The organism is Clostridium sp. AM46-21 (assembly GCF_003480025.1).
Classification (GTDB): Bacteria; Bacillota; Clostridia; order Lachnospirales; family Lachnospiraceae; genus Coprococcus; species Coprococcus ammoniilyticus.
This window is the reverse complement of record NZ_QUIB01000008.1, coordinates 88170-104647: the sequence shown is the minus strand read 5'-3', so window position 1 is coordinate 104647 and position 16478 is coordinate 88170. Positions and strand designations below refer to the sequence as shown.

General features: G+C 42.8%; 13 protein-coding genes. 2 read left to right on the top strand and 11 right to left on the bottom strand.

What is annotated here, in order from left to right; all coding sequences use genetic code 11:
- Window positions 1-101 precede the first annotated feature (101 nt).
- On the top strand, window positions 102-1448 hold the full coding sequence (locus DW959_RS07270) for an MATE family efflux transporter (RefSeq protein ID WP_118615814.1): 1347 nt from the start codon (window positions 102-104) through the stop codon (window positions 1446-1448).
- A 156-nt stretch (window positions 1449-1604) separates the two neighbouring features.
- On the opposite strand, the gene DW959_RS07265 is transcribed toward DW959_RS07270, so the two are convergent.
- Entirely contained in the window at window positions 1605-2888 is a 1284-nt protein-coding gene (locus DW959_RS07265) for an adenylosuccinate synthase (RefSeq protein ID WP_021944858.1), read from the bottom strand.
- A gap of 317 nt (window positions 2889-3205) precedes the next feature.
- Between DW959_RS07265 and DW959_RS07260 the strand changes: the two genes are divergently transcribed.
- On the top strand, window positions 3206-4084 hold the full coding sequence (locus DW959_RS07260; RefSeq protein ID WP_118615804.1) for a LysR family transcriptional regulator: 879 nt from the start codon (window positions 3206-3208) through the stop codon (window positions 4082-4084).
- 296 nt (window positions 4085-4380) lie between these two features.
- On the opposite strand, the gene purB is transcribed toward DW959_RS07260, so the two are convergent.
- The 10 genes from purB to DW959_RS07210 all read right to left on the bottom strand — a co-directional run bounded on the left by purB (window position 4381) and on the right by DW959_RS07210 (window position 16477).
- Complete coding sequence (gene purB / locus DW959_RS07255) at window positions 4381-5832, bottom strand: adenylosuccinate lyase (RefSeq protein WP_118615802.1); 1452 nt, start codon at window positions 5830-5832, stop codon at window positions 4381-4383.
- 21 nt (window positions 5833-5853) lie between these two features.
- Complete coding sequence (purF, locus tag DW959_RS07250; protein WP_118483934.1) at window positions 5854-7329, bottom strand: amidophosphoribosyltransferase; 1476 nt, start codon at window positions 7327-7329, stop codon at window positions 5854-5856.
- Window positions 7330-7440: 111 nt separating this feature from the next.
- Window positions 7441-8793, bottom strand: coding sequence for a phosphoglucosamine mutase (glmM, locus tag DW959_RS07245; RefSeq protein ID WP_117808469.1), 1353 nt, complete (start codon window positions 8791-8793; stop codon window positions 7441-7443).
- Between the two features lie 34 nt (window positions 8794-8827).
- The gene (locus DW959_RS07240) at window positions 8828-9739 is read right to left on the bottom strand and encodes a diacylglycerol kinase family protein (RefSeq protein WP_117808470.1); all 912 of its coding nucleotides are present in this window, start codon (window positions 9737-9739) and stop codon (window positions 8828-8830) included.
- A 68-nt stretch (window positions 9740-9807) separates the two neighbouring features.
- A complete protein-coding gene (gene queC / locus DW959_RS07235; protein WP_118615800.1) occupies window positions 9808-10488 on the bottom strand; it encodes a 7-cyano-7-deazaguanine synthase QueC in 681 nt (226 codons plus the stop codon).
- A gap of 13 nt (window positions 10489-10501) precedes the next feature.
- Window positions 10502-11083: a GTP cyclohydrolase I FolE gene (gene folE / locus DW959_RS07230; RefSeq protein WP_008401371.1), complete on the bottom strand. Its 582-nt coding sequence runs from the start codon at window positions 11081-11083 to the stop codon at window positions 10502-10504.
- Window positions 11084-11161: 78 nt separating this feature from the next.
- On the bottom strand, window positions 11162-11830 hold the full coding sequence (queE, locus tag DW959_RS07225; protein ID WP_118615798.1) for a putative 7-carboxy-7-deazaguanine synthase QueE: 669 nt from the start codon (window positions 11828-11830) through the stop codon (window positions 11162-11164).
- 139 nt (window positions 11831-11969) lie between these two features.
- A complete protein-coding gene (queD, locus tag DW959_RS07220) occupies window positions 11970-12389 on the bottom strand; it encodes a 6-carboxytetrahydropterin synthase QueD (protein WP_117808473.1) in 420 nt (139 codons plus the stop codon).
- Between the two features lie 383 nt (window positions 12390-12772).
- Complete coding sequence (gene thrC, locus DW959_RS07215; RefSeq protein ID WP_118615796.1) at window positions 12773-14260, bottom strand: threonine synthase; 1488 nt, start codon at window positions 14258-14260, stop codon at window positions 12773-12775.
- Between the two features lie 234 nt (window positions 14261-14494).
- A complete protein-coding gene (locus DW959_RS07210; protein WP_118615794.1) occupies window positions 14495-16477 on the bottom strand; it encodes an Ig-like domain-containing protein in 1983 nt (660 codons plus the stop codon).
- Between the last annotated feature and the right edge of the window lies 1 nt (window position 16478).

Genomic DNA, 16478 nt, shown 5'->3' with positions numbered 1-16478 from the left:
GTAATATCCAGTATGCGCTGAAAATAAACAAGGAGGTAAAATCATTGAAAAACTTACTGAAAAAAATTAACGGTTCCAAGGATCTGACTGAAGGCAATCCTATGAAACTGATCTTGAACTTTGGACTGCCATTATTATTTGGGCTTTTATTCCAGCAATTTTATAACATGGTCGATACAATCATCGTTGGTAAATTTCTGGGTGTCGATGCACTTGCAGCCGTCGGCTCAACCGGATCGATCAACTTTATGATACTCGGTTTCTGCATCGGTATCTGCAATGGTTTTGCCATCCCGGTTGCTCAGGCCTTTGGAGCAAAGGACACTGATAATATGAAGAAGTACATTACAAACTGTGTCTGGGCTTCGATCTTCTTCGCTGCCGTTATGACAGTTGCAGTCGGAATTCTTACCAGAAATATTCTGATCTGGATGAAGACACCGGACAGCATCCTGGATCAGGCATTTATCTACATATTTATTATATTTATGGGAATACCTGCAACCTTCCTTTATAATATGGTTTCCGGTATCCTGCGTTCTCTCGGCGACAGTGTAACCCCTGTTGTCTGTCTGATTGCATCCTCCCTGTTAAATATCGTACTGGATATCCTGTTAGTTCGTCCGATGGGTGTCGCCGGTGCTGCTGTTGCAACCGTTGTTGCACAGGCAATCTCCGGTGTCGGCTGTCTGATCTATATGTGTAAGAAGCTCGGATATCTTCATTTTACAAAACAGGACTGGGCATTTAGTATGCGCCACTGTCTGACCTTATGCGGTATGGGTGTTCCGATGGGGCTTCAGTACTCGATCACAGCGATCGGCAGTGTTATTCTTCAGGCTGCAGTTAATTCGATGGGTGAATCCGTTATCGCTGCCGTATCCGCCGGAACAAAGATCTCCATGTTCCTCTGCTGTCCGTTTGATGCCATGGGATCGACAATGGCAACCTACGGCGGACAAAATGTCGGTGCTAAGAAAATGGATCGTGTGGATGCCGGCTTAAAGGCATGTATCAAACTCGGTATTGCCTATGCGATTCTTGCATTTGTATTTATCCTGTTATTTGGCAAGAATCTGGCACTCCTCTTCCTGGATGCAGAAGAGACAGAGATCATCAAGCTTGTATATTATTTCCTGCTTGGCAACTCAGGAGCTTACATCCTACTTGCCCTTGTAAATATCGTCCGGTTTATGATTCAGGGGCTTGGCTATTCCGCCTTTGCCGTTATCGCAGGTATCTGTGAAATGGTTGCCCGTACGATCGCAGGCTTTATCCTGGTACCAAAATTCGGTTATGTCTTTGTAGCACTCGGCAGTCCGCTCGCATGGATATTTGCAGATATCTTCCTGATTCCTGCCTATATCTATGTTGTAAAACGTCTTCGCCGCAAGTTCGGTCAGGAGACCCCGGCGATGCTGAAGCGTTGTCCAAAGAGCCTTGCATAAAAAAATAGCGATGATGGATTTGTACAAACAAATGCTGTCGTCGCTATTTTTTTGATACAGCTTTTTCATATAATTAAAAAATCCATACCGGCAACATATATATTCACTCAAATACATTTGCTGCCAGTATGGATTTTCTTTTTTAATTCTTATTCTTTATTTATTTCTGTAGATAATATCAGTTCTCTTTGGTCCGTTTGAAACCATAGTGATCGGATATCCGATATGTTTCTCAATGAACTCAATGTAGTTTCTGCAGTTCTCTGGAAGATCTTCGTAGTTCTTGATACCACGGATATCTGTCTTCCATCCCGGCAGAACCTCATATACAGGCTTTGCTTTCTTTAACTTAGCTGTTGTAGGGAAGTCTGTTGTTACTTCACCATCAATATCGTATCCGACACATACAGGAATCTCATCCAGATAACCCAGTACATCAAGTACGGTAAATGCTACATCTGTTGTTCCCTGCATACGGCAGCCATACTTGGAAGCTACACAGTCGAACCATCCCATACGTCTTGGACGTCCGGTTGTTGCACCGTACTCACCGCCATCACCACCACGACGTCTTAACTCATCTGCTTCATCTCCGAAGATCTCGCTGACGAACTCACCGGCACCTACAGCACTTGAATATGCCTTTACTACTGTTACGATCTGCTTAATCTCATATGGAGGAATACCGGCACCGATCGCACCATAAGCAGCCAGTGTAGATGATGATGTAACCATAGGGTAAATACCATGATCCGGATCCTTTAATGTTCCGAGCTGACCTTCTAACAGAATTGTCTTGCCTGCTTTGATCGCTTCATGGAGATATGCGGATACATCACATACATATGGCTCTACGATAGCCTTGTACTCCATCAATGTTTCATATACTTCATCTACTGTAAGAAGTGGCTTCTTATACAGATACTCAAGCAGAACATTCTTGGATGCGATAACTCTGCTGATCTTATCCTTCAATTCTTCCTCTGTGTCAAACAGTTCGCTTACCTGGAAACCGATCTTTGCATATTTGTCTGAATAGAATGGTGCGATACCTGACTTTGTAGATCCGAATGACTTACCGGCCAGTCTCTCCTCCTCGTACTCATCAAACAGAATATGATATGGCATAACCATCTGTGCTCTGTCTGAGATCAGGATCTTTGGCATTGGAACTCCCTTTTCTACGATGCTGTTCAGCTCTTTGAACAGAACTGGGATATTTAATGCTACACCATTTCCGATAACACTTGTTGTATGATCATAGAAACAACCGGACGGAAGTGTATGCAATGCAAATTTACCATAGTCATTTACAATTGTGTGACCTGCATTTGCACCACCCTGAAATCTGACAATAATATCAGATGTTTCCGCCAGCATATCTGTTATTTTACCTTTTCCTTCGTCGCCCCAGTTGGCTCCGACAACCGCTCTTACCATATTTTTATCCTCGCTTTCATGGCATTTTTCCGGAAATATCTTCCGAAATTGAACTCAATTACTTTTACATTATAGCATGTATGTATTATAAGTAAAATCGATATTAATTATATATAGCATAAGTAGTGCTTATATTTATTCTTTACAAATACATTGATTCGGTTTACACTTTCAATATAACAATTAGCATAACTGCATTTCTATATTTGATATCGTGTATACATCATTTGATATACATATACCCGATATATGCATATGCATGGCCTTAATAACGTTTTTACAATTATCTGTAATAAAATTAACCGGGAGCTTCGATTATGAATATTAATTATGAATATTATAAAATCTTCTACTATGTGGCAAAGACAGCGAGTATCTCTGCTGCCGCCAAAGAGCTGTGCGTATCCCAGCCCGCTGTCAGTCAGGCGGTCAAATCTTTAGAACATGCAATCGGTATCAACCTGTTTATCCGGACGAAAAAAGGTGTATCCCTGACAGGTGCAGGCGAACTTCTCTACAAACATGTAGCCGAAGGATACGAGGCAATCTCCATGGGCGAACAGCAGCTTGCCCGACTGATGCACTTAGAAACCGGCGAGATCCGGATCGGAGCCAGTGATATGACACTCCAGTTCTATCTGCTTCCGCATCTCGAACGCTTCCACCAACTCTATCCCGGCATCAAAGTACATGTAACAAATGCCCCGACCCCAAGTACGATCGATCACTTATTTGCAAATAACATTGACTTCGGTATCGTTACAACTCCTCTCCCACAGAATCCGAATATGGAGATTCGAAACGCGCGGGAGATTGAAGATATCTTTATAGCCGGTCCAAGATTTAACGACCTGAAAGGTAAAGTTCTCGACTATCCGGATCTGCAAAAGCTTCCGATCATCTGTCTGGAAAATGACACCAGCACAAGAGCCTATGTGGATCAGTTTCTTGCAAATGAAGGCGTCACGCTAACCCCTGAATTCGAGCTTGCAACCAGTGATATGATCGCACAGTTTGCAAAGAGGAACCTTGGAATCGGATCGATCGTGGCCGACTTTGCCGGTAACTATATTGACCGTGGTGAGATCTTCCGGTTAAATTTCAAGAAGCACATTCCCAAGCGGAACATGTGCATCATCAGCGACCGCAGACGTGGCATGAGCATCGCCGCTATGAAGTTGATGGAATTGCTGTAGCTTTCCTGTCATCCGATAATTGGTTCTTTAACTGTTAATGAACTTCTGATCTATATTGATTATAACGCTATAACAAAATATCACATGAATTAATCAGGGATGCATATCCCCTTGTAATGACATTGTGAGGATTTCGTTATGAAGTGCACATTACCAGTAAATGCGAGTGCTTGTTTGAGCCGAAGGCGAGTTAGCACAAGAGCATTTACGAATCAGGTATGTGCACTGAATAGAAACCACAACACGTCATTACAGGGGGATATGCATCCCTAATTGATTCATGTGATATTTAACTTTTATACGTTGATCTCAGCGGTCATGCCAAGTATGTCTTTATTTGCATCAAGTACCGGCTTTACAACCTCTGTGATGAATTCTTCGGTCTGCTCCGGTGCGCGTCCGACAAAGTTCTTTGGCTCAAGGATGGCTTCGATCTCTTCCTTGGTCATGCCGAATGCAGGATCTGCTGCGATCAGATCAACAAGGTTATTTTCCTTGCCCTCTTTCTTTACAGTTGCGCCTGCCTGCATGGAGTATTCACGGATAAGCTCATGCAGCTCCTGACGATTGCCGCCACGTTTTACAGCATCCATCATGATATTCTCAGTTGCCATAAACGGAATCTCCTTCATGAATCTCTGATAGATAACCTTATCATATACAACCAGACCATCTACAACATTCAGATACAGGTCTAAGATACCGTCGATTGCAAGGAATGCTTCCGGAACAGATACACGTTTATTTGCGGAATCATCCAGTGTTCTCTCAAACCACTGTGTTGCTGCTGTAAATGCAGGATTTAATGCATCAGCCATAACGTAGTTTGATAAAGATGCAATTCTCTCACTTCTCATCGGATTTCTCTTATATGCCATTGCTGATGAACCGATCTGGTTCTTTTCAAATGGCTCCTCGATCTCTTTTAAGTGCTGTAACAAACGGATATCATTTGAGAACTTATGTGCACTCTGTGCGATACCGGAAAGTACATTTAACACTCTGGAATCTACCTTACGGGAATAAGTCTGTCCTGATACAGGATAGCATGCTTCAAATCCCATCTTCTCTGCGATCTTCTTATCGATCTGACGAACCTTCTCATGATCTCCGTTAAAGAGCTCTAAGAAGCTTGCCTGTGTTCCTGTTGTTCCCTTACATCCCAGGAGCTTCTGCTGACCGATCATGTAATCCAGATCAGACAGATCCAACATCAGTTCCTGAAGCCATAAGGTTGCACGCTTACCAACAGTTGTTGGCTGTGCAGGCTGGAAATGGGTAAATGCCAGTGTCGGCAGATCTTTATATTCCATAGCGAACTTGGACAGTTCGTTGATCACATTTAATAATTTCTTTCTGACAAGCTTCATAGCCTCTGTCATAACGATAACATCTGTGTTATCACCAACATAGCAGCTTGTTGCTCCCAGATGGATGATGCCGGCAGCCTTTGGGCACTGAACGCCGTATGCATATACATGGCTCATAACATCATGACGAACCATCTTCTCACGCTCTTTTGCTACATCATAATTGATGTCCTCTGCATGTGCCTTTAACTCATTGATCTGCTCCTGTGAGATAACCGGCTTGCCGTTTTCAGAAAGGCCGAGTTCATACTCCGTTTCTGCAAGGGCGATCCATAATTTTCTCCATGTCTTAAACTTCTTATCCGGAGAGAAAATATACTGCATTTCTTTACTTGCATATCTCTCGCAGAATGGGCTTGTGTATCTGTCTGTACTCATTTTTACCTCTCCTGTATTTCTTTATTTTACTTTTGAATCTTCACCGCGTTTGAAATTCTCATGTTCTCCGCGGATATCTTCCTTTGGTGGCTCCATCGGATATTCCCCTGTAAAGCAGCCGTGGCAGTACTGTCTTCCACCGGAGATCTCTAGCAACCGCTCCTTGCGAAGATAAGCAAGGGAATCGGCGCCGATGATCTTGCAGATCTCATCAACCGAACGGTTATATGCGATCAACTGCTCTCTGTCCGGGATATCCGTTCCAAAATAACAAGGATATAAGAACGGAGGCGAACTGATCCTTACATGAACTTCCTTTGCGCCAGCCTCACGAAGCATTCCTACGATACGGTCTGAGGTTGTACCTCTGACAATGGAATCATCGATCATAATGATACGCTTACCCTTTACCGCTTCTTTTAATACATTTAACTTCACGCGGACACTGGACTCTCTCTGGCTCTGCTGTGGCTTGATGAATGTTCTGCCGACATAGCCATTCTTGACAAATGCCGTTCCGTATGGAATGCCGGATTCCAGTGAATATCCCTGAGCTGCTGCATTTCCCGATTCCGGAACACCTACAACCATATCTGCATCTACCGGACTGTCCTTTGCAAGACATCTTCCCGCGATCAGTCGGGATTCATAGATTCCCATTCCGTCAAATACGGAATCCGGACGGGCAAAATAGATATATTCAAAGATACATCTTGCATGCTTCTCCTGACACATATCCTTATAGGACTGAATACCATACTCCGGTGAGATCGTTACGACTTCTCCGGGCTCTACATCACGGATAAATTCTGCACCGATCGTATCAAGGGCACAGCTTTCCGATGCAAGAATATAGGCATTATCACGTTTTCCGATACAGAGCGGGCGGAATCCAAACGGATCTCTGGCTCCGATCAGCTTTCTTGGACTCATTACTACAAGTGAATAAGATCCCTTCACTTTTCTGAGTGCTTTCATAACTGCTTCCTCGGCACTTGCACTGTTCACACGTTCTCTTGCGATATGATAAGCAATAACCTCGGAGTCGATCGTCGTCTGGAAGATCGCACCTGTAAGTGCCAGTTCCTTACGAAGCTCCGGCGCATTGATCAGATTACCGTTGTGTGCAAGACCAAGTGTACCTTTTACATAGTTCAAGACTAATGGCTGAGCATTTTCTATCGTACTCGCGCCGGCAGTTGAATATCTGACATGTCCGACACCGATATTTCCTTTTAATTTCTCAAAGGATTCCGGTGTGTACACCTCGTTTACCAGACCCATGCCCTTCATGGAGCTTACCTTCCCCTTGGGACCTTCCGTGTCTGATACTGCGATACCACAGCTCTCCTGTCCTCGATGCTGCAATGCAAACAATCCATAATAAATGGAGGTTGCAACATCATTGTTGTCAAAATCATACATTCCGAAAACACCACATTCTTCATGCATCTTGTCATCATTCTCAAAATAATGGGATCTTATATTCTCGTTCATGTTTTGCCTCTCGTATTTTATTTTTTAACACACTAAGACTTTATACGTTTTCTGTTTTTCTGTCAATGTTGGAATGTGAAAAATTATTCCGGAAATTAACAGCCATTTTCTCTATATTGCATAACCTTTCTCTTTGATCAGATCTACCATCTGATATACATATTTGTTGCAGAGCTCATCACTCTCTGCTTCTACCATAACACGAATAAGCGGTTCTGTTCCGCTCTGGCGAAGAAGAAGTCTTCCGTCAGAACCAAGCTCCTCTGCGATCTTCTGATTTAATGCCTGCACATCCGGATCATTCATAACCGCATCCTTACTGGATACCTTTACATTTACCAGAAGCTGCGGGAAGATCGTCAGGCTCTTGAAGCACTCTGATAATTTACATTTGCGTTCCAGAATAACTTCCATGATCTTCAAAGACGTCAATACACCATCTCCGGTCGTTGCATATTTGGAGAAGATGATATGTCCTGACTGTTCGCCGCCGATAGAATATCCATGCTCCATCATGGATTCAAATACATATTTGTCACCGACTGCTGTCTTATCATAGGAGATTCCCTTCTTATCCAGTGCTTTATATAAGCCAAGGTTTGACATGATCGTTGTTACGATGGTATTCTTATTCAGTTCTCCACGTTCCTTCATATAACGTCCGCAGACATACAGGATCTTATCTCCGTCTACTAACTCACCCTTATCATCAACACACAGACAACGATCTGCATCACCGTCATAAGCAAATCCTACATCCAGTCCTTTTTCTACTACAAACTTCTGCAGTCCCTCAATATGGGTAGATCCACAATTTGTATTGATATTGGTTCCGTCCGGATCATTATTGATTACATAGGTCTTTGCTCCGAGTGCATCAAATACTGCCTTTGCAACCTGATAGGCTGCACCATTTGCACAGTCCAGGCCAACTCTCATATTCTTAAAGGATCGGGTAGGGATCGTCATCAGGTATCCCATGTAACGGTTTCTTCCCATAGAGTAATCAATCGTGCATCCGATATTTTCTTTTGTAGCCAGTGGAATCTCCGGAATCTCACCATCGATATAACGCTCGATCTCTTCTTCAACCGCAGCCTCTAATTTGTAACCCATGCCATTGATGATCTTGATACCATTGTCATAGTATGGATTGTGGCTTGCCGAGATCATGATTCCACAGTCGAAGCCATCCGTTCTGACAATATAAGAAACACTTGGCGTCGGTGTTACATGCATCAGATATACATCTGCACCACTTGCCGTTAAGCCCGCAACTAATGCATATTCAAACATATAACTTGAACGTCTGGTATCCTTACCGATAACCACCTTTGCCTTGCCTTCCGGATTCTTCTTGCCATAATAATAGCCAAGATAACGTCCGACCTTGAAGCTGTGCTGTACAGTAAGATCCTTATTTGCCTCACCTCTGAATCCATCTGTTCCAAAATATTTACCCATAACTGTAAACCTCTTTCTTTCAACTCAGTTTGAACTACTTAACTTCTTCTTTTTCTTCTTCCGGTGATACCAGCAGAGAAACTGCTCTCCGATGTACAGAGATCTCGGATGTGGTATACTCCCCGCCATACTCTCCATCCAGTGTCCATGCGATCGGTTCTTCGCTCTCGATCACGACACGATTGGTTCGGAATGCTACCATATTGGTCTCATTCGTATTTCCAAGGAGCAGCGAATTGATGATTCTCTGGAGATCTGCAAGATTCTGGATCTTGCGAATCAGGACTCCTTCAAATAAACCATCGTCGAATTCAACTCCATGGCTGGTCAGACTTTTATATCCGCCGACCGATACTGAATTCGATATCATACCGAACATAAACTCACCGGTATATGTCTGGTTATTAAATTCTATCTTCAGATTATATGTGGGAACATTTACAAGACTCTTCATACCCTGTAATACATATGCCGCATGTCCTAAAATATTCTTCATATTCTGAGGGGTTGCATATGATGTATCAGAGAATATGCCAAATGCTGCAACATAGACAAAATAATTCTTATTCAATTCTCCGACATCTACTGAAAAAGGTGCGGCAGTGACAAGCTGTTCTGCTGCCTCGATTGCTTCTTTCGGGATCTCAAGACTTCTGGCATAATCATTTGTCGAGCCACATGGGATATAGCCAAGCGGCCGGTTCAGTCCACATTCCATAAATCCTGTGACTGTATTACCAAGCGTTCCGTCACCTCCGGCACATACGATCACATCGTAGTTCTCTCCTTCTTCTTTTACGACACGGGCAGCATCGCCGACTCCCTGTGTCAGATAAATTCTGACTTCATATTCTTTCTTGCAAAAGACATCTATCACATCTATAAGACAATTCTTCAAAGTTGTTCGTCCCGCTTTGGGATTTACAATAAACAGCATCTTCTTCATATTCATACCTCATTACTGTTTACAGGAACACATTTATCCGATTGCTCTGTTCCCGTCTGACTTATGCTTTATGCATTGTGATTCTTTTTATATTCCATGTAAAGATCGTATCCTTTTTTTCTGAGCTTACAGGATGGACAATGACCGCATCCTTCACCCGGAATACCATTATAACAAGTAAGTGTCATATCTCTGATAACATCAAGTCCGCCGAGTTCATCTGCCAGCTTCCATGTCTCCATCTTATCGATCCACATCAATGGTGTGATAATATCGAATTCATAGTCCATCGCAAGATTCAGTGTTGTATTCAATGATTTGATGAAAATATCTCTGCAGTCAGGATAGCCGGAGAAATCACTCTGGCTGACACCTGTTATGATGTCGCTGACGCCCTTCTGTTTTGCGTAGATCGCTACAAATGTCAGGAATACCATGTTTCTTCCATCTACAAATGTATTCGGTGTACCGACCTCCGGCGCATTCTCGTCTACCTTCATCTCTCTTCTTGTCAATGAATTTGGTGCAAGCTGATTCAACAGACTCATATCCAGAATATGATGCTCTACTCCAAATTTTTCAGCAATCTTCTTTGCACATTCTAATTCTTTTACATGCTTTTGTCCATAGTCAAATGATACTGCGTATACTTTTTTATACTTCTTAAGTGTCCATAACAGACAGGTCGTACTGTCCTGTCCACCACTGAATACAACAACTGCTTCATCTCTGTTCTTCAAATTCTGCATCTTTCATATCCTCCTATCGGTTCATCATCAATACTTTATTCTGTAAATTCACATCATTCTCAAATGCTCCACGGAACGTCGTTGTATAGGTCTTCGTTCCCGGCTTCTTAATGCCCCTTGCTGTCATGCAGCTATGATTGGCCTCGATCAATACGGCTACATCCGGTGAGCCTGCTGCCTTTCCAACCACATATGCGATATCGGATCCGATCCGCTCCTGAAGCTGCAACCGCTTCGCTACCATGTCTGCGATCCGTGCGATCTTGCTGAGTCCTAAGACCCTGCCATGTGGGATGTATGCCACTGACACCTTCATATCATACATCAGTGCCATATGATGTTCGCAGTAACTGAACACCTCGATATCCTTTACGAATACCATATCACTTGTATGTGCCGCATCTTCCTCTTTGAATGTCTTGCCAAACATCTCAGCAATCTCATCGTTGGTATAATTCATTCCCTCAAATACTTCTTCATACATTCGCGCAACACGGTCCGGTGTCTCTTTTAAGCCTTCCCGGTCAGGGTCATCACCAAGTGCTACAAGGATTCCACGAATATGCTCCTTTATTGCTTCTTTATCAATTGCCATTTCTACTCCATTCTCTTATTACTCTTAATCGATTATCCAAATAATATGTTAATATCAATATCTGCGGTTTCATCCGTTTTACACTCCACGCATCTCCGGATCCCAGATATACTTATGAAGCTGTAACTGTAATTTTACACCATTCATTTCATTCTCGATCATAAAATCAACGATATCCTCCGGATTGATCTTGCCGTATACCGGACTGATATAGACGTTTGATTTGATATCCAATGCCCATTCATGAATAATGTCTCTTGCTGTTTCCAGATCCTTGATCGAGCCGGATACGAACTTTACCGCATCCTTCTTATCAATATAGTTATAATTGGAGAAACACATATTGCTTTCCATTCCGCTTCCCGGAAGCTTATAATCAAGTGTAAATGCTACCCGGTCTGTCAACGCTTTAAACTCTGCGATATCCACACTCCCGTTTGTCTCTACTTCTACCTGAAGTTTCTCATCCATCGCCAGCATCAGGAGCAGCTTATCGATATCCTCCTGGATCAACGGTTCTCCACCGGTTAATGTCACGTTTCTGACTCCGGTTCGCTTGATATAGTCATAGATCTCTGCATCCGTCAGTTCTTCGTATGGGGCATCTGCTTCATTTGCCCATTTGGTATCACAGTAACTGCAATTCAGGTTGCAGCCTGTAAAACGAATAAATACCGCCAGTTCTCCGGCTTTTACGGATTCACCGTTGATGCTGACAAATCGTTCTGCTACTTTAAATTTTGCCATTTCTATTTCCTTCTTACTTTTTGTATATGATATCCTTCGATGTCATTTATCTATTATGACATCCTTGATCTTGCCTGTTATTTATTCTAAGTCTTTTTTGTCTTATATTATTTTACGCTATATAGTTTTTCTTCTGCTATTATGCCATATACGTCGCTGCATTGGTCGGGGTCTCATAAACTGTGGTACGAAGCACCTGATATCCCTTATCTGCCATATATTCATAAAAATACTTTGCCAGATTCTCTGCTGTCGGACGCATCGGAAGCTCGATGATACGGAACTGTTCTTCTGCCAGTGCTTCCATCGTTTTTTCCTTCAATGTACCTTTCTCCATAATCAGGCAATGATCCATCCCTTCTGTTTTCTCTCTGAGATCCCTTTTCAGATCTCCAAAATCTACAACCATGCCTCTGGTCTGTCCGTCCTGCATCAGCTTCTCGCCGCCGACTTCAACTTCAACCGTCCAGCGGTGTCCGTGCAGATTTCTGCATTTACCCTCATAGCCCGCAAGGAAATGCGCGCTGTCAAAACTTGAATTTGTCTTTAAACTGTACATATCTTCCTCTTTCTTTTATTTTCGAATGTTATATTACACAGTTGTCAGCTTGCACGATGTAATAAGCATCGACATTTGTGTAGTTTCGTTATGAGACCTGCACTAGCTGTCAGCACCAAGCCCATGTTTGAACCCGTATGGGTGAGTTTGGGCGACTGCTGACAAATAGGCGTGCAGGCCGAATAGAAACGAAACAAGTCGGGCGATTACATCGTACAAACTGACAGCTGTGCAATATAACATTCCTATGTAAAAAACGCGCATATAGGAAAATGCCCTTCATGCGCGTTTTTTCCTAGTTTTGTTTAGTGACAGGATGGTATTAATGAACTGTCATTTATTCTGTTTCTGTATTGCCTGTCATATCTGACCGGCATCTGTTTTTAGATGTTTAAGAACTTCTTTACGACGCTCTCCATTTCTTCTTTGTCACATACTGTGTCGTGAAGAACAGGAGCTGTACGGATGTCCTCGATTGCCTGTGGAACCTTTACACCGGATAACTTGCAGAGCTCATCGACTAATTCAAAGTCACTCTTTGCTGCATAAGCTTCATCGATAGATTCCATAACACTTCTTGTAAACTTGTATGGGCTTGCTGTAGAAGCGATAACCGTAGGAGTCTTATCTCCTGTTTCTTTTACATACTTGTCATATACGGTTGCTGCTACTGCTGTATGTGTATCCATGATATAAGAATCCGACTCATATACTTTCTTGATCGTTGCCGAGGTTTCTGCTTCTGTTGCATAACCGCCCGCAAATTCAGCAAGCTTTGCTTTCATCTCATCTGTGATCGTATATATACCTTCTGTGCTTAACTGCTTCATCAGTGCTGCATTCTTCTCTGCATCATTTCCTGCGATCTTGTAGATCAGTCTCTCTAAGTTGCTTGAGATCAGGATATCCATAGATGGTGATGTTGTTAAGATAAATTCACGATTTCTGTCATAAGTACCTGTTGTAAAGAAATCATATAATACCTTATTGTCATTTGATGCACATACGAACTTCGCGATCGGAAGTCCCATTTCTTTTGCATAATATGCTGCAAGGATATTTCCAAAGTTACCGGTTGGTACAACAACATTGATCTTGTCGCCAGCCTGGATCGTACCGTCCTTAACCAGTCTTGTATATGCATATACATAATAAACCATCTGCGGAACCAGACGTCCGATATTGATTGAATTGGCGGATGAGAACTGATATCCTTTCTCGTCCATGTATGAAGCAAGCTTCTCATCTGAGAACATCTTCTTAACACCTGTCTGTGCGTCATCGAAGTTGCCTGTAATTCCTACGACAAATGTGTTTTCACCCTTCTGGGTTACCATCTGCTTCTCCTGGATTGGGCTTACACCATGCTTTGGATAGAATACGATGATCTTTGTTCCCGGTACATCTGCAAATCCTGCAAGTGCTGCCTTTCCTGTATCACCGGAAGTAGCTGTCAGAATAACGATCTCGTTCTTTACATGATTCTTCTTTGCGGATGTTGTAAGCAGATAAGGAAGAATGGATAATGCCATATCCTTAAATGCAATCGTTGAACCGTGGAATAATTCCAGATAATATGCACCTGCTTTATGTACGAGTGGTGCGATCTCCGGTGTATCAAATTTCTTGTCATATGCTGAATTGATACAATGCTTTAACTCTTCTTCTGTAAAATCCGTAAACATCAGCTTCATTACTTCATAAGCAACCTGCTGATAGTTCATCTGCGCCAGATCTGTAAGACTGACATCAAGAGCAGGAATACTGTCAGGAACAAATAATCCTCCTTCATTTGCAAGACCTTTTAAGATTGCTTCTGATGCGGTTGCTGTTTCATTTGCATTTCTTGTACTTCTGTATATCAATTCCATATGGCACTCTCCTTCTGTTTTATTTACTCTTTTGATTTATGCAGGCTTTCTTTTTCCGATGCTTTCATCCAGACATCCTGAATTCGACCTGCAAGCGTCCACATTATAGCATACCCATTTTCAAAACACAAGACGGCGGAGGTATCTCTCAAATCTGTTTTTTATATTTTATAGAATTTGATCGATCTTCCGCCATCTGTATTTTCTATTCCCTTCTGTTACAAATGGAATTAATTATTTTACTTTAATGGTAATGGTTGCTTTCTTACCACTTCCGTCTTTTGCTTTTGCTGTGATCTTAACCGTTCCCTTCTTCTTTCCGATTACCTTACCCTTAGCTGTTACCTTTGCAACCTTCGGATTACCGGAGGTCCATGTCACTTCTTTACTGATTCCCTTTGTTGGAGTCAGCTTTGCTTTTAAGGTTATAGACTGTTTCTTCTTGATCGTTACTTTCTTTACTGCCTTTTTCTTCGATGTGATCGTAACCTTCTTAACTGCCTTTTTCATAACCTTAACCGTATAGGTTGCCTTCACCTTACTGTTACCGACTGCTGTTGCTGTTACCTTGATCGTCTTTCCCTTAGCAGCTTTCTTCACTGTCAGCACACCCTTGCTGTTAATAGATGCATATTTCTTATCCGATTTACGGATCGTCCATTTTACTTTCTTATTTGTCGCTTTCTTAGGTGTAACGGTTGCTTTCAAAGTCAGCTTCCTTCCCGGAGCTATCTTTTTGGTTGCTGCCTGAATCTTGACCTTTGTCGGTTTGACCGTCTTCTTTGGTGCTTCTGTTGTTGGTTTCTCGGTCGTCGGCTTTTCGATCGTAGGCTTCTCGGTTGTCGGTTTTTCCGGATTCGGCGTTGGTGTCGGTGTTACTGTTTCTTTCTTCTTTACCGTAACGGTGCAGAAGCCTGTAACACCACTTCCATCCTTTGCTGTTACTGTAATAATTGCAGTTCCAGCACTTATACCCTTCACTTCACCGGTCTGCGATACACTTGCCACTTTCTCGTTGCTGCTCTTCCAGTCAAATGTCTTCAGTGTTGCATTTGCCGGTATAACGGCCGCTACTGCGATCCGTTCTGTATCACCAATATTTAATACCACGCTGGTCTTGTTTAACGTGATCTTCTCGATCAGGATCGTATCCGGGATCTCATCTCCATTTTCATCCTTTGGTTTCGATGAAAAGATATCCTTTGAACCTGAAGAGGATGCTACTGTATTGTCTCCAACCAGAATAATATTGTCTGATTTGATCGGTGGATCCTTCGTAACCTGATCTGCTCCGACCGTTACCTTGGAATCCTCGATCCGTACAGTATCTGCTTTGATCGCCGTTCCTGTCTCATCTGTACCTGCGACAAGCTCTGCATCCCGGATCAGAACTGTGCCGCCTGCTAAGACGCCTCCATCAACCGATACCTTTCCGCCTTTGATCGTTATATCTCCTGCTGCAGATATCTTTCCGGATACTGTAAGGAATCCATCTCCGCTGATCACAAGTCCGCCGTCCGTCTCAACATTACCTGCGATCGTTACCGTTCCTTTTCTTGCGATCTCCGTCTTACCATCTGCATTTCCAATGATCGCAACGGCTCCAACCTCTGCCTGATCCAATGTGACCCTGGTTGCCCCACCTGCCTTAATAACAAGCTCCTTATTCTTACCTGTGATCACATAGTCCCTGCCGTCTTCCGTAAGTGTGAGAACCGGTTCCGTATAGTTGACTGTTATTTTGCCATCATCTGTCCGTAAAGCATCCTGATATTCTTTGTCCGTAATCTTTGCTATATCGATCGTATATGGATCCTGAACAAGGGTATATACCGTAAGCAATTCCACTGCTTTTCCTGCATATGCAGTTGCAGTTTCTGCATATCTGCCTGAAACTGTATACTTTGTAAAGCTACGTAATCCGGCAAATTCAATTGTCTCTCCATTGGAGACTGCCTGTTTCCATGTCGTTCCATCTACGGAATACCGGACACCCGCTTGACCGGAGATCCGGATCGTATCCTTTGTTCTTGCAAGAAGATCCACACTATCCGGAACCGCTGTCTGTTTTGCCTTTCGTACTTTTACAGAAACCATCTTTTTATAAACAGCATCTTCATCAGAGTTCTCGATCTGATACTGCTTCTTGCTTGCATCACTCCATGTAAATACAACCTCATACTGATTGATACTATTTTCTACTTCCTGTTCGCCCATT

Bases quoted from the DNA above. Each gene is read 5' to 3' on its own strand.
- DW959_RS07270 (WP_118615814.1), top strand. From the start codon at position 102: ATGAAACTGATCTTGAACTTTGGACTGCCATTATTATTTGGGCTTTTA.
- DW959_RS07265 (WP_021944858.1), bottom strand. From the start codon at position 2,888: ATGGTAAGAGCGGTTGTCGGAGCCAACTGGGGCGACGAAGGAAAAGGT.
- DW959_RS07260 (WP_118615804.1), top strand. From the start codon at position 3,206: ATGAATATTAATTATGAATATTATAAAATCTTCTACTATGTGGCAAAG.
- purB (WP_118615802.1), bottom strand. From the start codon at position 5,832: ATGAGTACAGACAGATACACAAGCCCATTCTGCGAGAGATATGCAAGT.
- purF (WP_118483934.1), bottom strand. From the start codon at position 7,329: ATGAACGAGAATATAAGATCCCATTATTTTGAGAATGATGACAAGATG.
- glmM (WP_117808469.1), bottom strand. From the start codon at position 8,793: ATGGGTAAATATTTTGGAACAGATGGATTCAGAGGTGAGGCAAATAAG.
- DW959_RS07240 (WP_117808470.1), bottom strand. From the start codon at position 9,739: ATGAAGAAGATGCTGTTTATTGTAAATCCCAAAGCGGGACGAACAACT.
- queC (WP_118615800.1), bottom strand. From the start codon at position 10,488: ATGCAGAATTTGAAGAACAGAGATGAAGCAGTTGTTGTATTCAGTGGT.
- folE (WP_008401371.1), bottom strand. From the start codon at position 11,083: ATGGCAATTGATAAAGAAGCAATAAAGGAGCATATTCGTGGAATCCTT.
- queE (WP_118615798.1), bottom strand. From the start codon at position 11,830: ATGGCAAAATTTAAAGTAGCAGAACGATTTGTCAGCATCAACGGTGAA.
- queD (WP_117808473.1), bottom strand. From the start codon at position 12,389: ATGTACAGTTTAAAGACAAATTCAAGTTTTGACAGCGCGCATTTCCTT.
- thrC (WP_118615796.1), bottom strand. From the start codon at position 14,260: ATGGAATTGATATACAGAAGTACAAGAAATGCAAATGAAACAGCAACC.
- DW959_RS07210 (WP_118615794.1), bottom strand. From the start codon at position 16,477: ATGGGCGAACAGGAAGTAGAAAATAGTATCAATCAGTATGAGGTTGTA.